The organism is Muricoccus harenae (assembly GCF_009848505.1).
GTDB classification, from domain to species: Bacteria; Pseudomonadota; Alphaproteobacteria; order Acetobacterales; family Acetobacteraceae; genus Roseomonas; species Roseomonas harenae.
Genome location: NZ_WWDL01000046.1, coordinates 1 through 13,730, shown reverse-complemented (window position 1 = coordinate 13,730; position 13,730 = coordinate 1). Strand labels below are relative to the sequence as shown.

Genomic DNA, 13,730 nt, shown 5'->3' with positions numbered 1-13,730 from the left:
CCTTGGAGGATGCGCTGGGGTCCAAACCCGCCCTATGCGCCTGATCAAGCTCCTGCCAGCCTTGCTGGCCGTCCTGCTGCCCGCCTTGGCAACGGTGCCCGCCCTCGCCCAGGCGCCTGCAGCGCCGCGGGCCAATGGGGCGGCACCGGCGGCGGTCGCCCTGCCCTCAGGGGAGGCGGAACGGCTGCTGGGGGTGCTGCGCGACGATGCGCGGCGGCAGGAGCTGATCCGGAACCTGGAAGGGCTTTCGGCCGCGTCGCGCGCCGCGCCGGCTGGGGCGCCAGCCGCCCCGGCAGCCGCCCCGCCCGGCAGTGGGGCGGCCCCGGCTGCGCCGGTGGCTCCCGCTACCGCTCCTGGTGCCCCCGCTCCTGCTACTCCCGCTCCTGCTACTCCCGCTCCTGCCACCCCCGCTCCTGCCACCCCCGCTCCTGCCACTCCGGCACCCGCGGCCGAAGCGCCGGCCGAAGCTGGGCTTCTGGCGCCCAACACCCTTGGGGCGCAGCTGATGATGGGGGCATCGCAGCGGCTGGCGGCACTGTCGGACCAGATCGTGGCCGGTGTGCAGGCGGTAACCGACCTGCCCAACATCGTCTCCTGGGCCTCCGGCGTCGCGCGCGATCCGGTGACGCAGGCGCGGGTGCTCGACGCCTCCTGGAAGCTGGCGCTGCTGTTCGGGCTGGGGTTGCTGGCGGAATGGCTGGTGTGGCGGGCGCTGGCGCGCTGGCGTGACAGGCTGGACGCGCATGCGCCGGAGCGGGCCAATGTCTGGACCTGGTTCCGCCGGATTCCTTATGTGCTGGCGCGGTTGGTGCTGGACCTGCTGCCGATCGGCGCCTTCGCCGTCATCTCCTACGGCATGGTCCGGGCGGTGCAGCCGCTGCCGACGACGGAGCTGGTGCTGCTGCTGGCGAACAACGCCTATATCGCCATCCGCGCGGTGATGCTGACGTCCCGCATGCTCTTCTCGCCGAATTCGGCGCATCTGCGGCTGGTACCGCTGCATGACGAGACGGCGGCCTATATCACCGTGTGGCTGCGGCGGATCGTCGCGGTGCTGGTGGTGGGCTGGGCGGTGGCCGAGGCCGGGCTGCTCTTCGGCATCCCCTGGGCGGTGTATGACGGCGTCACGCGGCTGGCGCTGCTGGTCGCCTCGCTCTTCCTCATTATCGTCGTCATGCAGAACCGCCACCTGGTGGCGGAACGGCTGCGCGCGCCGGAGCTGAATCCGGGCGACCATCCGGACCGTTCGCGGCGGATGTTCCGCGCGCTGCGGGACCGCCTTGCCGAGATCTGGCATGTGCTGGCCATCCTGTACCTGCTCGCGCTCTGGGGCGTGTGGTCGCTGCAGGTGCAGGACGGCTTCGAGCGGCTGCTGCGCGCCAGCGGGTTGACGCTCGCGGTGCTGGCCGTGGCCAAGCTGATGGATTACGGGCTGCGTCGGCTGCTGGAGCGCGGCTTCCGCATCAGCCCGGACCTGGCGAAGCGCTATCCGGGGCTGGAACTGCGGGCCAACCGCTACCTGCCGGTGTTGAAGGGTATTGTCTCGACCCTTGTGACGATCGTCGCGGTGCTGTTCCTGCTCGAGACCTGGGGGATCAAGGCTTTTGCCTGGTTCGGCCGCGGGCAGCTGGGCGCGCGGGTGGTGGGCAGCCTCGTCTCCATCGGGCTGACGGCGCTGGCGGCGGTGACGGTGTGGGAAGTGTCGAACGCGGCCATCCAGCGGCGGCTGGTGAAGCTCTCGCGCGATACCCAGGCAGCGCGCTCGGCGCGCATCCGCACGCTGCTGCCGATGCTGCGCACCGCGCTGCTGATCATCATCCTGATCTTCGTCGCGCTGAACGTGCTGAGCGAGATCGGGGTGAATGTCGCGCCGCTGATCGCCGGTGCCGGTGTCGTCGGTGTCGCCATCGGTTTCGGCTCGCAGACGCTGGTCAAGGACGTCATCACCGGCATGTTCCTGCTGCTGGAGGATGCGGTGGCGGTGGGCGACACGGTGACGCTGGGCGCGCCGCCGATGACGGGGGTGGTGGAGCAGCTTTCCATCCGCTCGATCCGGCTGCGTGCGCTGGATGGCTCGGTGCATATCGTGCCGTTCAGCGCCGTGACCTCGGTGACGAACATGACGCGCGACTTTGCCTTCGCGGTGGTGGACGTCTCGCTCCCCTATGGCGAGGACACGGACCGGGTGACGGAGGTGCTGCGCGAGATCTCGGCCGAGATGCGGCAGGAGCCGCGTTGGGCCTCGGCGACGCGCGACGAGATCGACGTGATGGGCGTGGACAAGCTGCTGGAGACCGGCGTGGTGGTGCGGGCGCGGATGAAGACCGACCCGTCCCAGCGCTGGCCGGTGACGCGGGAGTTGTACCGCCGCATCCAGGCGCGCTTCGAGGCGGAGGGCATCAAGATCAACTCGCCCTGGCGGAAGACGCTGGAGGAGGAGGGTGGCGGCGAGGCGCAGCAGGCGGCGGCGTGAGGCCGCCGGCCCCGCTTCCCGTGCCGGCGATCCTTGCGCACGGCGCATGGCAGCCTGGACAGGAAAGGCTTGCGTTCCGGCGGCAGCCGCATAGTCTGACCGGCATGTCTTCTCTCCCGAGCACGCGCGGGCGCCGAATGCGCCGAATTATCCGCCCGGTCGCCTGACCGGCGCGCGGGCCTTGGCCCGTGGCGTGCGGGCGGGCGGCCGGGCCTCCGCCCCCGCCCTCCCTTCGGAAGAGACATAGTCCCATGTTCGATGCTGTTCCCGGTGCCCTTCTTGAGGCGCCCGTTCCTGTCCTCGCAACCGAGGAGGAGGGCGAACGCGTCCTCTCCGTCCGGTACCTGCTGCGCGCCGAGCCTTCGCCCGGGCTGTTGCCGCGCCTGCTCCAGCCCTTGGCCAAGCGCGACCTGGTGCCTGACCGGATGCGGGCCGCGCGCGAGGGTGCGGCGATGCGGGTGGAGCTTGCCGTGACCCTGCCGGAGGGCATGGTGCATCTGGTGGCGGGGAACCTGCGCTCCGTCGTCGGCGTGATGCGGCTTGAGGTCGAGCACGGGCGGGTGGCCGGGCTGGCCGCCTAAGCCGCTGGCTCCGGCCAAGGGCCGAAAACCGGGCAATATCCGGGTATTGTCCGCATACGCTTTGCTTGAGCCCTTCACTGTCTGAGCCGACATATCGGGCGTGCCGAGCGGCCGGACCCTTCCGGCCAGCGCCCGGCGATCCCGGAGTGGCCCATGGAACAGCATCCGACACGGCTCGCGCAGGGGGCGAGCCCCTTCCACCTCGGCGTACGTGGGCTCTGCCCGCAATGCGGCCAGGGGCATCTCTTCTCGGGCTTCCTGCGGCTGCGGCCGGCCTGCGAGGTCTGCGGGCTGGATTTCAGCTATGCTGATCCGGCGGATGGGCCGGCCTTCTTCGTGATGTCGGTCATCGCCATTCCCGTGGTGATCTTCGCAGGATGGCTGGAGTTGCGTTTTGAGCCGGCCTTCTGGGTGCATCTGGTCACCACCCTGCCGTTCCTCGTCCTTGGCTCGCTGGCGCTGCTGCGGCCTTTCAAGGGATGGCTGGTCTGCTCCCAATTCATCCACAAGGCGGAGGAGGGGCGGCCGGTGATGCGCTCCTCTGCCGCCAAGGCCTGACAATCCAGCTGATTGTACGGGGCCATGTGGGGAGTCAGTCTGGCGCCGATCGCCGGAGCGGGTGACCTCATGACGAAGAATGCCGCCTCGCTCATCCTGCGCCGCCACATGGCGGGCCATGCCGGCTCCCTGTACCGCGGGATCGTCGAGGCGCTGGAGCGTGCCGTGGAGGCCGGGGACCTGCAGGATGGGGACCGGCTGCCGCCGCAGCGGGAATTGGCCGCGACGCTCAAGGTGGATCTCACCACCGTCACCCGCGCCTTCAACGAGGCGCGGCACCGGGGGCTGATTGATGCGCGGGTGGGGCGGGGCAGCTTCGTCCGGTCTGGTGCCTCCGGGCGGCTGTGGCGGGAGAGCGGGCGAGCGCTGGTCGACATGACGATGAACCTGCCGCCGCCGCTGGAGGCGCCTTCGCTGCGCGCCCTGATGCAGGAGGGCTTCGCTAGCCTGCTGCGGCGGCAGGAGGTGGGCGGGCTGATGTCCTATCGCAGCACGGCTGGCACGCCGGCGGAGCGCGCGGCCGGGGCCGCCTGGCTTCGCCCGGTGCTCGGCACGCGGCCGCCGGAGGAATTGCTGGTGGCGCCGGGGGCGCAGGCGGCGCTGGTGGCCGTGGCCTCGACGCTGCTGCGGCCGGGGGATGTCATCCTGGCGGAGCGCTTCGCCTATCCGGGGCTGCGCGCCATGGCGGCGCAGCTTGGATTGGCGGTGGTGGGTGTTGCGATGGATGCGGAGGGGATGCTGCCGGAGGAGCTGGACCGCGCCTGCCATGCCCATGCGCCGAAGCTGATCTGCTGCACGCCCTCCATCCAGAACCCGACCACCGCGACCATGCCGTTGGCGCGGCGGGAAGCCGTGCTGGCGGTGGCGCGGCGCCATGATCTGCCGGTGCTGGAGGACGATCCCTACGGATTGCTGCCGGAGCAGCCGCTGCCGGCCCTTGCGCGGCTGGATGCGCGCCGCGTGTTCCATGTGGCGACCGTTTCCAAGGTGCTGTCACCCGGGCTGCGCACGGCCTTCGTGGCGGCGCCGGATGCGGCGCGGGCCGAGCGCCTGGCCGCGGCACTGCGCGCCACCGTGATGATGGCGCCGGGATTGCTGACGGGGCTGGTGCAGCAATGGATCGCGGGCGGGCAGGCGCTGGAGCTGCTGCGCGGCGTGCGGCGGGAAATGACGGCACGCCAGAAGATCGCGCGCGTTCTGCTGGGTGAGGCGGCGGAGGCGCATCCGCAAGGACTGCATCTGTGGCTGCGCCTGCCGCCGCGCTGGCCGGGCGCCGAATTCGCCGCGCATCTGCGGCGGCAGGGACTGGCTGTGGTGCCGGGCGATGCCTTTGCGGTGGAGGGGGAAGCGCCGCCGCGCGTGCGCATCGCGCTCGGGGCCGCGACGGAGCAGGAGACGCTGCGGCATTCGCTCGGGATCGTGGCGGCCGCGCTGCGGCGGGATGCGCCGGCCTATGCCGATGTGGTCTGAGCGCGAAAGGTTTCAGCGCGAACGGTCAACAGGTCGTGCTCGGCTGGCTGTGCTGTTGGCGCATGCCGAAGGCGACATCATCTTCCATCCAGGGGATCCCAAAGGCCGGATATGATCGACGCCCTTCTTCCGAGCGCCCTCGACCTGGCGCGGTTCCAGTTTGCTTTCACCGTTGTGTGGCACTTCCTGTTTCCGGCCTTCACGATCGGGCTTGCGAGCTATCTCGCGGTGCTCGAGGCGCTGTGGCTCTGGACCGGGCGCGCTGTCTTCCTCGACACCTTCCGCTACTGGCTGAAAATCTTCGCCGTGGCCTTCGCCATGGGCGTGGTGTCCGGCATCGTCATGTCCTACCAGTTCGGCACCAACTGGTCCGTGCTATCGGACAAGGCCGGGCCGATCATCGGGCCGCTGATGGGATACGAGGTGCTGACGGCCTTCTTCCTGGAGGCGGGCTTCCTCGGTGTCATGCTGTTCGGGCTGGACCGGGTGGGGAAGAGGCTGCACATGCTGGCGACCTCGCTGGTCGCCATCGGCACCTTCTTCTCGGCCTTCTGGATTATTTCGGCCAATTCCTGGATGCACACGCCGGCGGGTTTCACCCTGCTGCCGGATGGGCGCTTCGTGCCCGAGGACTGGTGGGCGATCATCTTCAACCCCTCCTTCCCCTATCGGCTCGCCCATACCGTCACCGGCGCCTATCTCACCACGGCGCTGATTGTGGGGGCGGTGGGGGCCTGGCACCTGCTGCGGGAGCGGCGGGGCGAGGAGCCGGTGCGGGATGCGGGGATGGACAGCGCGGCCGCGGCCCGCTTCCACGATCCCGGCCGGGCACTGGTGGATGAGGGCGGCAGTCCACGCCCCGCGACGGCCAGCGCGGGCGCCGCGCGGGGCACCGAGGCGAGCGAGTATGCGCTGAACCCGCGCGCCAAGGTCATGTTCTCCATGGCGATGTGGATGCTGCTGATCGTGGCGCCCATCCAGGTGGTGCTGGGAGACCTGCACGGCACCAACACCTTCGAGCACCAGCCCGCCAAGGTGGCCGCGATGGAGGGGCATTTCCCGACCGAGCGCGGGGCGCCCTCGATCCTGTTTGGCCTGCCGGACGCCGAGGCGGGAGAGACGCGGATGCAGATCGCGATCCCCAACCTGGCCAGCCTGTATCTGACGCATTCCTGGGATGGCGAGGTGCGCGGGCTGAATGACATTCCGCGCGACCAGTGGCCGACGAACATCCCGCTGGTCTTCTGGGCCTTCCGGGTGATGGTGGGGCTGGGGCTGCTGATGGTGACGCTGGGGCTGGCGAGCGGGGTGATGCGGCTGCGCGGGCGGCTCTATGACACGCCCTGGCTGCTGCGGGCCGCCATCGCCATGGGGCCGGCCGGGCTGTTCGCCGTGACGGCGGGCTGGATCGTGACGGAGGCAGGGCGGCAGCCCTTCACCGTCTATGGGCATCTGCGCACCGCGGACAGCGTTTCGCCTGTCGCGCTGCCGGCCGTGGCGACCTCCCTGGCGGCGTTCGTGGTGGTCTACTTCCTCGTGTTCGGGGCGGGCATCTGGTACCTGTTCAAGCTGTTCGCGCAGACGCCGCGGCCGCGCGAAGGGGTGCCGCCGCATGGGCAGCCGATCCGCAGCGCGGGGATCACTCCGGCGCCTTCGGTGGCGGCGGGGGCCGATCCGGGGCCGCAGGACGGGGCCTCGCCCAGCCCGCAACCGGCGGAGTAGGGGCGATGGGAATGGGGGGCGATCTCACCGGCTGGGCCTTCTGGTTGCCACTGATCTGGGCGGTGCTGATCGCGCTGGCCGTGTTCTTCTATGTCTGCATGGACGGGTTCGACCTGGGCATCGGCATCCTGTTCCCCTTCATGCGGGAAAAGGCGGAGCGGGACGTGGCGGTGAATTCCGTGGCGCCCGTCTGGGACGGGAATGAGACCTGGCTGGTGCTGGGCGGCGGCGGGCTGCTGGCCGTGTTCCCGCTGGCCTATTCGGTGGTGCTGCCGGCGCTCTATATCCCCCTGATCTTCATGCTGCTGGCGCTGGTGTTCCGGGGCGTTGCCTTCGAGATGCGCTTCCGCGCCGACAGCCAGGCGCAGCAGGTGTGGTGGGACCGGGCCTTCTCCTGGGGGTCCATGTTCGCCGCCTTCATGCAGGGCATCGCGCTCGGGGCCTTCGTGCAGGGGATCGCGGTGGAGGGGCGCGCCTATGCAGGCGGGTGGTGGGACTGGCTCTCGCCCTTCTCGGTGCTGACGGGGGGGGCGCTGATCATTGGCTATGGGTTGCTGGGCGCCTGCTGGCTGCTGTGGAAGACGGAAGGGCCGTTGCATCGCCGCGCCGTCTCCCTGGCCTGGCCTTTCGCCCTGGCGACGGTGGGGGGGATCCTGCTGGTCTCGGCCATCATGCCCTTCCTGCAACCGGCCTTCGCGGAGCGCTGGCTGAGTTTTCCGAACCTCCTCTATGCCGCGCCGGTGCCGGTGCTGGTGGTCTTCATCATCTGGCGCTTCTTCCATGCGCTGGCGGAGGATACCGGGCGGGGCGGGATGGCGGATGCGCGGCCCTTCCTGCTGGCGCTGGGACTTTTTGCGCTCTCCTATGTCGGGCTCGGCGTATCGATGTGGCCGATGATCGTGCCGCCGGCCTTCAACATCTGGGAGGCGGCGGCGCCGCCGGCCTCCCAGGGATTCCTTCTAGTGGGGGCGGCGGTGCTGATCCCGATCATCCTTGCCTATACGGGCTACGTGTACTGGATCTTCCGCGGCAAGGTGACGCATGAGACCGGCTACCACTGAGATGTGGGGCCGGCGGCTGCTGTGGTTCGTGGGATTGTGGGCGGCGAGCATCCTTGTGCTGGGGGTCATCGCCATGGTGCTGCGGGCGGTGCTGAAGGACCTCTGAGGGCACGCCCTGACGCCCTGCTCTCTGTCCGGTAGAGCGGCCGCCGCACGGCGGAACCGCCCGAAGCATGCAGCCGCCCTGCCTATGAAAGGGTAGAGCCTTCAAAGTGAACATCGTGACCGGAGGATGCTCGAAGCGGCCCGCCATGGTTCTTGCCCATACACGAGACCGATTACTGCCGCCGGGTCGCCAGAGGGTGGTGACCGAGTTCCTGCGTTTCGGGGTGGTCGGCACAGCCGGCTTCATCGTCGATACAGCGGTGCTCTACGGTGCCCTGGCTTTCGGGGCCGGGCTCTATGCGGGCCGCGTTGCCTCCTATATCGCTGCTGCAACGGCGACCTGGGCGCTAAACCGGACCTGGACCTTCCGGAGCGCCCACCAGCAGGGGGCGCTCGGTCGGCAATGGGCCCTGTTCCTGACGGTCAATCTCGTCGGCTTCGCTGTGAACTACGGCACCTATGCCTTGCTCGTCGGACAGGTGCCCTTCGTGGCGGCGCATCCAATCCTCGGAGTCGCCGCCGGGTCCCTGGCGGGTATGGGCGGCAATTTCGTCCTGTCTCGCCGCTATGTCTTCCGAACGGGCCAGGCCCCCAGCGCGCCGGGGCGCGGCTGAGCCGGCTGGGTCAGCCGCGCGGCGGATTGCAGGCGCCGCGTACCAGGTCCAGCAGCTCCCGGATCATGGCGAAGCGGCCGCTGAGGCCGAAGATTTTGGTCGGCGTCTTGCCCTTGGCCGGATAGCGCCAGCTCACTGGAAACTCCGCCGTGCGGTCGCCGAGCTGCCCCGCCCGTATGGTGAGGTAGAAGAGTAAGGCATAGTCGCTGAAGACCTCTCGGAACGGATTCACGCGCGGATCGCTCAGGAAGGCGCTGGCGTAGCCGCGAAAGCCGTTAGGGTCTGTGGCTGGACTCTGCGATGCGTAGGTTGATCATCGTGGCGGCGAAATAGGCGAAGCCCATCCAGCTGCGACGGGTCTTGTCGCGCCGGAGGGCAATGCGAGCGCAGTCTTTGAGGTTCTGTCAGCACTCACGCCAAACCTGGTGGCACGAGTTGGATTACGAACTCCGTCTACGCTGGCTGGAGAATGGCGAGAACAGCAATGGTACGACGGAGATGCCGTAGGCGACGGCGTTTGGCGAGGACGGGCTGGTTGTGACGGGCGCAGGGGCGGAGGAAATCGCGGAGTTCGTCATAGCTTCGACAGAACCGCTCGGCAGAGTCGAAGCTCTTGAATTCGCGCAAACATCGTATGCGCTCTTTCTCGCCCCGGTGATCCTGCTCAAGTTCGTTTATTTTTGTACGCGCTGGTCCGTTGCATGACGCGCCGGCACAGGATGGGGTCGGTCAGGTGGCCCGGAGCGATCTCATCGGCGGTCTCTCACCGAGCTGGGACCAAACCTATCTGCGCCCTCAGGCCAACCCGTCCCTCGCAGGACCTGCCACAGCGTGGCAGGGCAGCCGGGCCGCCGCTCAGGCGGCCTCAGCCTGCTTCGTCCAGCGGAAGGGCTCGCCTGACCGCCACATCGCGTGCATCGTCAGACAGAACCGCCTTCTCAGCGCCGCTCCGTCCGCAGGGTCCGCAGGCCCATGGCGAGAAGCCGCGGATCCGCGCTCATGCCGATCTCGGCCGGCGAGGCGGGGCGCTCGAAGTGGAAGTCGATCCGCAGTGGCTCACGCCCGGCCGACACTTCCAACGTAGGAGTCATGAAGGCCATGTGCGGCAGAGCCCATTTTGCGACCTCGACGCCCTGCACCCGGACAGTGACGTTCTGAACAGTCTGGCCAGGCGGGGCGAAGCCGATCGCCTCAAAGGTCAGCCGGAGCGGGCCGGTGGCCTCCGCGCCGCGCGGGAGCAGCAGCGTCGCATCCTGCCCGCCCGACCAAGTCCAGCCATCGCCCGGCGTGCGCCAGCCTTCCACCATCTCCGAGAAAGCGTTGCCGGTGGCGCGGAAGTCCAATCCTTCTACTAATGACGGGCTCCGTTCCTTGGGCAAGGGCTCGCCCGGAAGGCGACAGAAGAGGACGTGCGCCACCTTCCGGCACTCCTGGGGGCCCTCCGGCCGGAACTGCGTCCACTCGCCTTCGCCGGGCGTCAGGAAGACCCGGACCTCGCCTGGGCGGAGAGGCGACTTCGCCACCGGGATATCGTCACTACAGGGAATCGCTCGGGGCTGCCGCGCAAGATAGGCGGTATTGATTGGCAGGGCGCGTTCGGAGGCGAGGCCAAGCATCTGCAGCAGGATGGGATCCGCGATCCGCGTCGCTTCGGGTGTCCAGCAATACCAGGATGGCAGGATGGTGACGGCGCTTAGGGTGGGCAGGATGTCACGAAGCGCACCTGCTTCCGGCGAGATGGGCTGCCGGACGCGCACATCCTGCGCCAGACGGTCACGGACCGGAGCGGAATCGAGCCACTGGAGGGCGGGAAGCGTGATCAGCGCGGCGGCGCAGAGGGCTGCTGGCCTGAGCCGCGCGATCATGAGGATTCCGGCCAGCGCGAGCGTATAGGCCACGGGCCAGAACATCCGTCCGCTGGCGCGGAACTGCTGTATCACGCCCGGCGGGCTGCCGAGATCGATGAGGACAAGGCCACCGAAGCTAATGCGTGTTGATACGGCGATGGCGGTCAGCGCCAGGAGGGCGAGGACGAGGCCCAGATGGCGTCTGATGGTCCGCGGCACTGTCCGCGGATGCGCAGCAATGCCCAGGACAAGGGCCAGGAGTACGCCCAGACCGAGCCAGTTGTAGCCTTCCCAGCCAACAGTTTGGCCAGGAACCTCGGCAAAGCTCGGCGGATCTGGGAGCAGGCCCGACCAGAACGGCCAGATGGGCGACAGGAGATTGAGAGCGTAGGTGCCGTAGCCGCCCGGGTTGTGAGACTTGGTATAGCCGAGCAGCCTGAGGAGCAGGAAAGTCGCGGCGAGCACGACCGCGGCCCAGAGGGCGGAGCGCAAGGTGGGCCGCCAGATGCTCCAGGTGTCCGCCTCTGTGCGCCCGGATGCCTGCGCCCGACTCTCAGCCCATGCGCGGAAGGCCAGGGTGACCGGCGCCGCGAAGACAAGCGCCATCGTCATGACGGCTAGGTAGGGGTGGACCAGGAAGGCGGCGAGGACGAGGAGGCCAGCTGCAACCCAAGCGCCAATTGGGCGGGGTGCCAGGAGCCGGAAGTAGAGCCCAAGGGCGAGCAGCAGGATGAAATGGCCGGTCAGCGCCGCATGGCCGTAGCGCGCCCACCATACCGGCATGCTGACGGCAATGGCCGCGAATGCCAGGCAGGGCAGAAGGCGTCGCTCTCCGGCCGAGCGGATGCAGTAGACGGCGGCGACGGACTGCAGGCACCAGGCGATTCCGTACCACAGACCGATCCCGTGGAAGCCCGGCGGGAGCAAGGAGCGCGCCAACTTCAGCGGCACCGCCAGCAACGGAATAGCGTCCATGAAGCCCAGCGGCACCCCAGGCGGTATGACGTTGTGGATCCAAAGGGGCGGCCAATTCCAGGGCTCATGGATGAAGTAGCGCTGGCCTGCCGCGTGCTGCGCCACATCCCCCGAAAGGGCTGCCTGTCCGTCAGGGAAGAGGAAGGCGAGCGGGAAAAACCAGAGGACGAGAGCCAGGCCGGCAGTGGCGGCAATTCCATAGGCGAGCGGCCCGACGGCACGGCGGCAGTACGGCAAGTTGGTCATCGAAACCCTTGAGATGGCTGCCGTCCTGCCGGCATTTGTTGCGCATATACCCCTGGTCCAACGACGGTGGCCAGGGTGAGGTGGAGTGCGCCCAATTCGACCGGACAGGCGGCGCAGCCGCAAGGGTCGAGGGCGTCTTCGCAAACGCTATAACCACAGTAACAGCATGGCGATGTGGACCATGGCAAAGTAGTTGGCAGCGCGCTTTTCGTAGCGGGTGACGATGCGGCGGAACTGCTTGAGGCGGTTGATCAGGCGCTCGACGTGATTGCGCCGCCGATAAGCCACGCAGTCGGCGTGGGACTGAAGGCGCTGGTTGCTCTTGCTGGGGATGACGGGCTGGATGTGCCGCCGCTCGCTTGCGGACTCAGCCGGGATCTCGTGTGCCACCACCCCTGCTCGGCCGCGAGCAGGATCATCTTCGCCCGCGGCAGGCCAGCGCTTCCACCCGCACCTTGTCTTCATCCGGTTGCTTCGGCCTCGGTCAAAGGTCTTTCAGCCAGCGAAATCGCGGCAATGGTTCATCCGCGCGGCCGCAACGGTATCAAGAGGCTTTCCTGTACTCAGCTAGCTAAAACAAAACCATCTTGCTAAGGCGCAGCTTTCCCTGGACTCTGGACCCTCGTGTCTCCCACCCCGCCCAATGGCTCCCCTACCTTCTCCGTCGTCGTGCCCCTCTTCAATGAGGAGGTGGTAATCGATCTGTTCCATCAGCGCCTTGTGCCGGTGATGGATGGGTTGGGGGAAAGCTGGGAAGTCGTTTATGTCAATGACGGATCCTCGGATGCCAGCTTGGCTTGCCTTACGCGGCTGCAGGAGCGGGATCCCCGCATTGCTATCCTCTCTCTCTCTCGCAACTTCGGGAAGGAGATCGCGCTCACGGCGGGGCTGGACCATGCGCGTGGCCAAGCCGTCATCGCAACCGACATCGATCTGCAGGACCCGCCGGAAGTTATTCCGGAACTGGTGGCGGGTTGGCGGGAGGGGTTCGACATCGTCTACGCCCAACGCCGCACGCGTGAGGGCGAGAGCTGGATCAAGCGAGCGACGGCCAGCGCTTTCTACCGGGTGATGGGCAAGCTCGGCGGGCCGGTGAACCTGCCACGTGACACGGGCGATTTCCGGCTGTTGAGCCGGCGCGCACTGGACGCCCTGCTGACGCTACGCGAGCGGCATCGCTTCATGAAGGGACTCTTCGCCTGGGTCGGCTTTCCTGCCAAGGCGGTGATGTATGACCGCGCGCCACGGGCGGCGGGCAGCACCAAGTGGAATTGGTGGAAGCTGTGGAATCTTTCCCTTGAGGGAATCACGAGCTTCACCGTCGCACCATTGCTGATGGCGACCTATCTGGGCTTCGCCTCGGCCTTCGCGGCGTTGGTCTATGGCGTCATTATGTTCATCCGCACTATCGTCTTCGGGAATCCTGTGCCGGGGTATCCGAGTCTGCTTGTCGTGATCCTCTTCCTCGGCGGCGTGCAACTCATGACGCTTGGTATCATCGGCGAATACCTCGGCCGCATTTTCAATGAAGCGAAGCAAAGGCCGCTCTACATCGTTGAACGGCACCTGCCGAGTGCCAGCTCCGCCCCGGTGGCAGCGCCTGGTGCTCCCGCGCGTGACGCGTTGCCGCCGGAGTGAGCGTTGTGATGCGGCGCTTGCTGGTAAGTGCCATGACGCTTCTGTTGGGTAGCTTGTCCTTCAGCATGCTGCTCGGCTTCGGGCTCCTTTTGCCGAGCGCGCTCGTCTGGCCAATGCCACCACTCTGAACAGCCAGAGCCTCGCCAGCAGGTCCGTCGTCCTCGCGCCTGAACAGGGGAGCGCGGGGAATGGAGCAGACCCTCCGGCACGGCCATCACATAATCGGCGCGAGCGGTGAAATGAGCTCGGTTAAGACTGACTGCCGCTGGCCTTCGCAGTTCGGCGCCCTTCTGGCTGGCCTGCTCGGCGCTGGGTAAGCGAGGCTTTCACACCCGTTAGGCTTGCTGACGATCAGGTTGGTTTCGCTTCGGCCCAGTGCCATGGCATGAGTTCGTCGATACGGCTGTTGGGCCAGCCATCGACAAGGCGGGTCAGCAGGT

Annotated in this window: 11 protein-coding genes and 1 pseudogene; 9 read left to right on the top strand and 3 right to left on the bottom strand. The window is 67.9% G+C overall.

Annotated elements, in window-relative coordinates:
- Positions 1-34 precede the first annotated feature (34 nt).
- The 8 genes from GSE44_RS22985 to GSE44_RS22945 all read left to right on the top strand — a co-directional run bounded on the left by GSE44_RS22985 (position 35) and on the right by GSE44_RS22945 (position 8,584).
- Positions 35-2,473 carry a mechanosensitive ion channel domain-containing protein gene (locus GSE44_RS22985; protein ID WP_159351165.1) on the top strand — a complete coding sequence of 813 codons (2,439 nt, stop codon included), beginning with the start codon at positions 35-37 and terminating at the stop codon, positions 2,471-2,473.
- Between the two features lie 251 nt (positions 2,474-2,724).
- A complete protein-coding gene (locus GSE44_RS22980) occupies positions 2,725-3,054 on the top strand; it encodes a hypothetical protein (RefSeq protein WP_235925090.1) in 330 nt (109 codons plus the stop codon).
- A gap of 153 nt (positions 3,055-3,207) precedes the next feature.
- Positions 3,208-3,612, top strand: a complete 405-nt coding sequence (locus GSE44_RS22975) for a DUF983 domain-containing protein (RefSeq protein WP_159351164.1) — start codon at positions 3,208-3,210, stop codon at positions 3,610-3,612.
- Between the two features lie 69 nt (positions 3,613-3,681).
- Positions 3,682-5,082, top strand: a complete 1,401-nt coding sequence (locus GSE44_RS22970) for an aminotransferase-like domain-containing protein (RefSeq protein WP_159351163.1) — start codon at positions 3,682-3,684, stop codon at positions 5,080-5,082.
- A gap of 111 nt (positions 5,083-5,193) precedes the next feature.
- Positions 5,194-6,804: a cytochrome ubiquinol oxidase subunit I gene (locus tag GSE44_RS25935; protein WP_235925089.1), complete on the top strand. Its 1,611-nt coding sequence runs from the start codon at positions 5,194-5,196 to the stop codon at positions 6,802-6,804.
- Positions 6,805-6,815: 11 nt separating this feature from the next.
- Positions 6,816-7,865 carry a cytochrome d ubiquinol oxidase subunit II gene (cydB, locus tag GSE44_RS22955; protein ID WP_159351162.1) on the top strand — a complete coding sequence of 350 codons (1,050 nt, stop codon included), beginning with the start codon at positions 6,816-6,818 and terminating at the stop codon, positions 7,863-7,865.
- The gene (locus GSE44_RS22950; protein WP_159351161.1) at positions 7,846-7,971 is read left to right on the top strand and encodes a DUF2474 family protein; all 126 of its coding nucleotides are present in this window, start codon (positions 7,846-7,848) and stop codon (positions 7,969-7,971) included. Before cydB ends, GSE44_RS22950 begins: the two co-directional genes overlap by 20 nt.
- 199 nt (positions 7,972-8,170) lie before the next feature.
- The gene (locus tag GSE44_RS22945; RefSeq protein WP_235925088.1) at positions 8,171-8,584 is read left to right on the top strand and encodes a GtrA family protein; all 414 of its coding nucleotides are present in this window, start codon (positions 8,171-8,173) and stop codon (positions 8,582-8,584) included.
- Between the two features lie 10 nt (positions 8,585-8,594).
- Here the strand turns inward: GSE44_RS22945 and GSE44_RS22940 are convergent, their stop codons facing one another.
- From GSE44_RS22940 to GSE44_RS22930, 3 genes and pseudogenes are all read right to left on the bottom strand, one after another.
- A complete protein-coding gene (locus GSE44_RS22940; protein WP_159351159.1) occupies positions 8,595-8,816 on the bottom strand; it encodes a hypothetical protein in 222 nt (73 codons plus the stop codon).
- Positions 8,817-9,522: 706 nt separating this feature from the next.
- Positions 9,523-11,652, bottom strand: a complete 2,130-nt coding sequence (locus GSE44_RS22935) for a DUF6311 domain-containing protein (protein ID WP_159351158.1) — start codon at positions 11,650-11,652, stop codon at positions 9,523-9,525.
- 147 nt (positions 11,653-11,799) lie between these two features.
- Positions 11,800-12,027 (bottom strand): annotated as a pseudogene (locus tag GSE44_RS22930) (transposase); the annotation flags it as partial.
- 249 nt (positions 12,028-12,276) lie between these two features.
- Here GSE44_RS22930 and GSE44_RS22925 point away from each other — a divergent pair.
- Positions 12,277-13,290: a glycosyltransferase family 2 protein gene (locus GSE44_RS22925; RefSeq protein ID WP_159351156.1), complete on the top strand. Its 1,014-nt coding sequence runs from the start codon at positions 12,277-12,279 to the stop codon at positions 13,288-13,290.
- The last annotated feature ends 440 nt before the right edge of the window (positions 13,291-13,730 follow it).

What these genes read in the sequence shown, in the direction of transcription:
- GSE44_RS22985 (WP_159351165.1), top strand. Translation starts at nt 35, where the DNA reads ATGCGCCTGATCAAGCTCCTGCCAGCCTTGCTGGCCGTCCTGCTGCCC.
- GSE44_RS22980 (WP_235925090.1), top strand. Translation starts at nt 2,725, where the DNA reads ATGTTCGATGCTGTTCCCGGTGCCCTTCTTGAGGCGCCCGTTCCTGTC.
- GSE44_RS22975 (WP_159351164.1), top strand. Translation starts at nt 3,208, where the DNA reads ATGGAACAGCATCCGACACGGCTCGCGCAGGGGGCGAGCCCCTTCCAC.
- GSE44_RS22970 (WP_159351163.1), top strand. Translation starts at nt 3,682, where the DNA reads ATGACGAAGAATGCCGCCTCGCTCATCCTGCGCCGCCACATGGCGGGC.
- GSE44_RS25935 (WP_235925089.1), top strand. Translation starts at nt 5,194, where the DNA reads ATGATCGACGCCCTTCTTCCGAGCGCCCTCGACCTGGCGCGGTTCCAG.
- cydB (WP_159351162.1), top strand. Translation starts at nt 6,816, where the DNA reads ATGGGGGGCGATCTCACCGGCTGGGCCTTCTGGTTGCCACTGATCTGG.
- GSE44_RS22950 (WP_159351161.1), top strand. Translation starts at nt 7,846, where the DNA reads ATGAGACCGGCTACCACTGAGATGTGGGGCCGGCGGCTGCTGTGGTTC.
- GSE44_RS22935 (WP_159351158.1), bottom strand. Translation starts at nt 11,652, where the DNA reads ATGACCAACTTGCCGTACTGCCGCCGTGCCGTCGGGCCGCTCGCCTAT.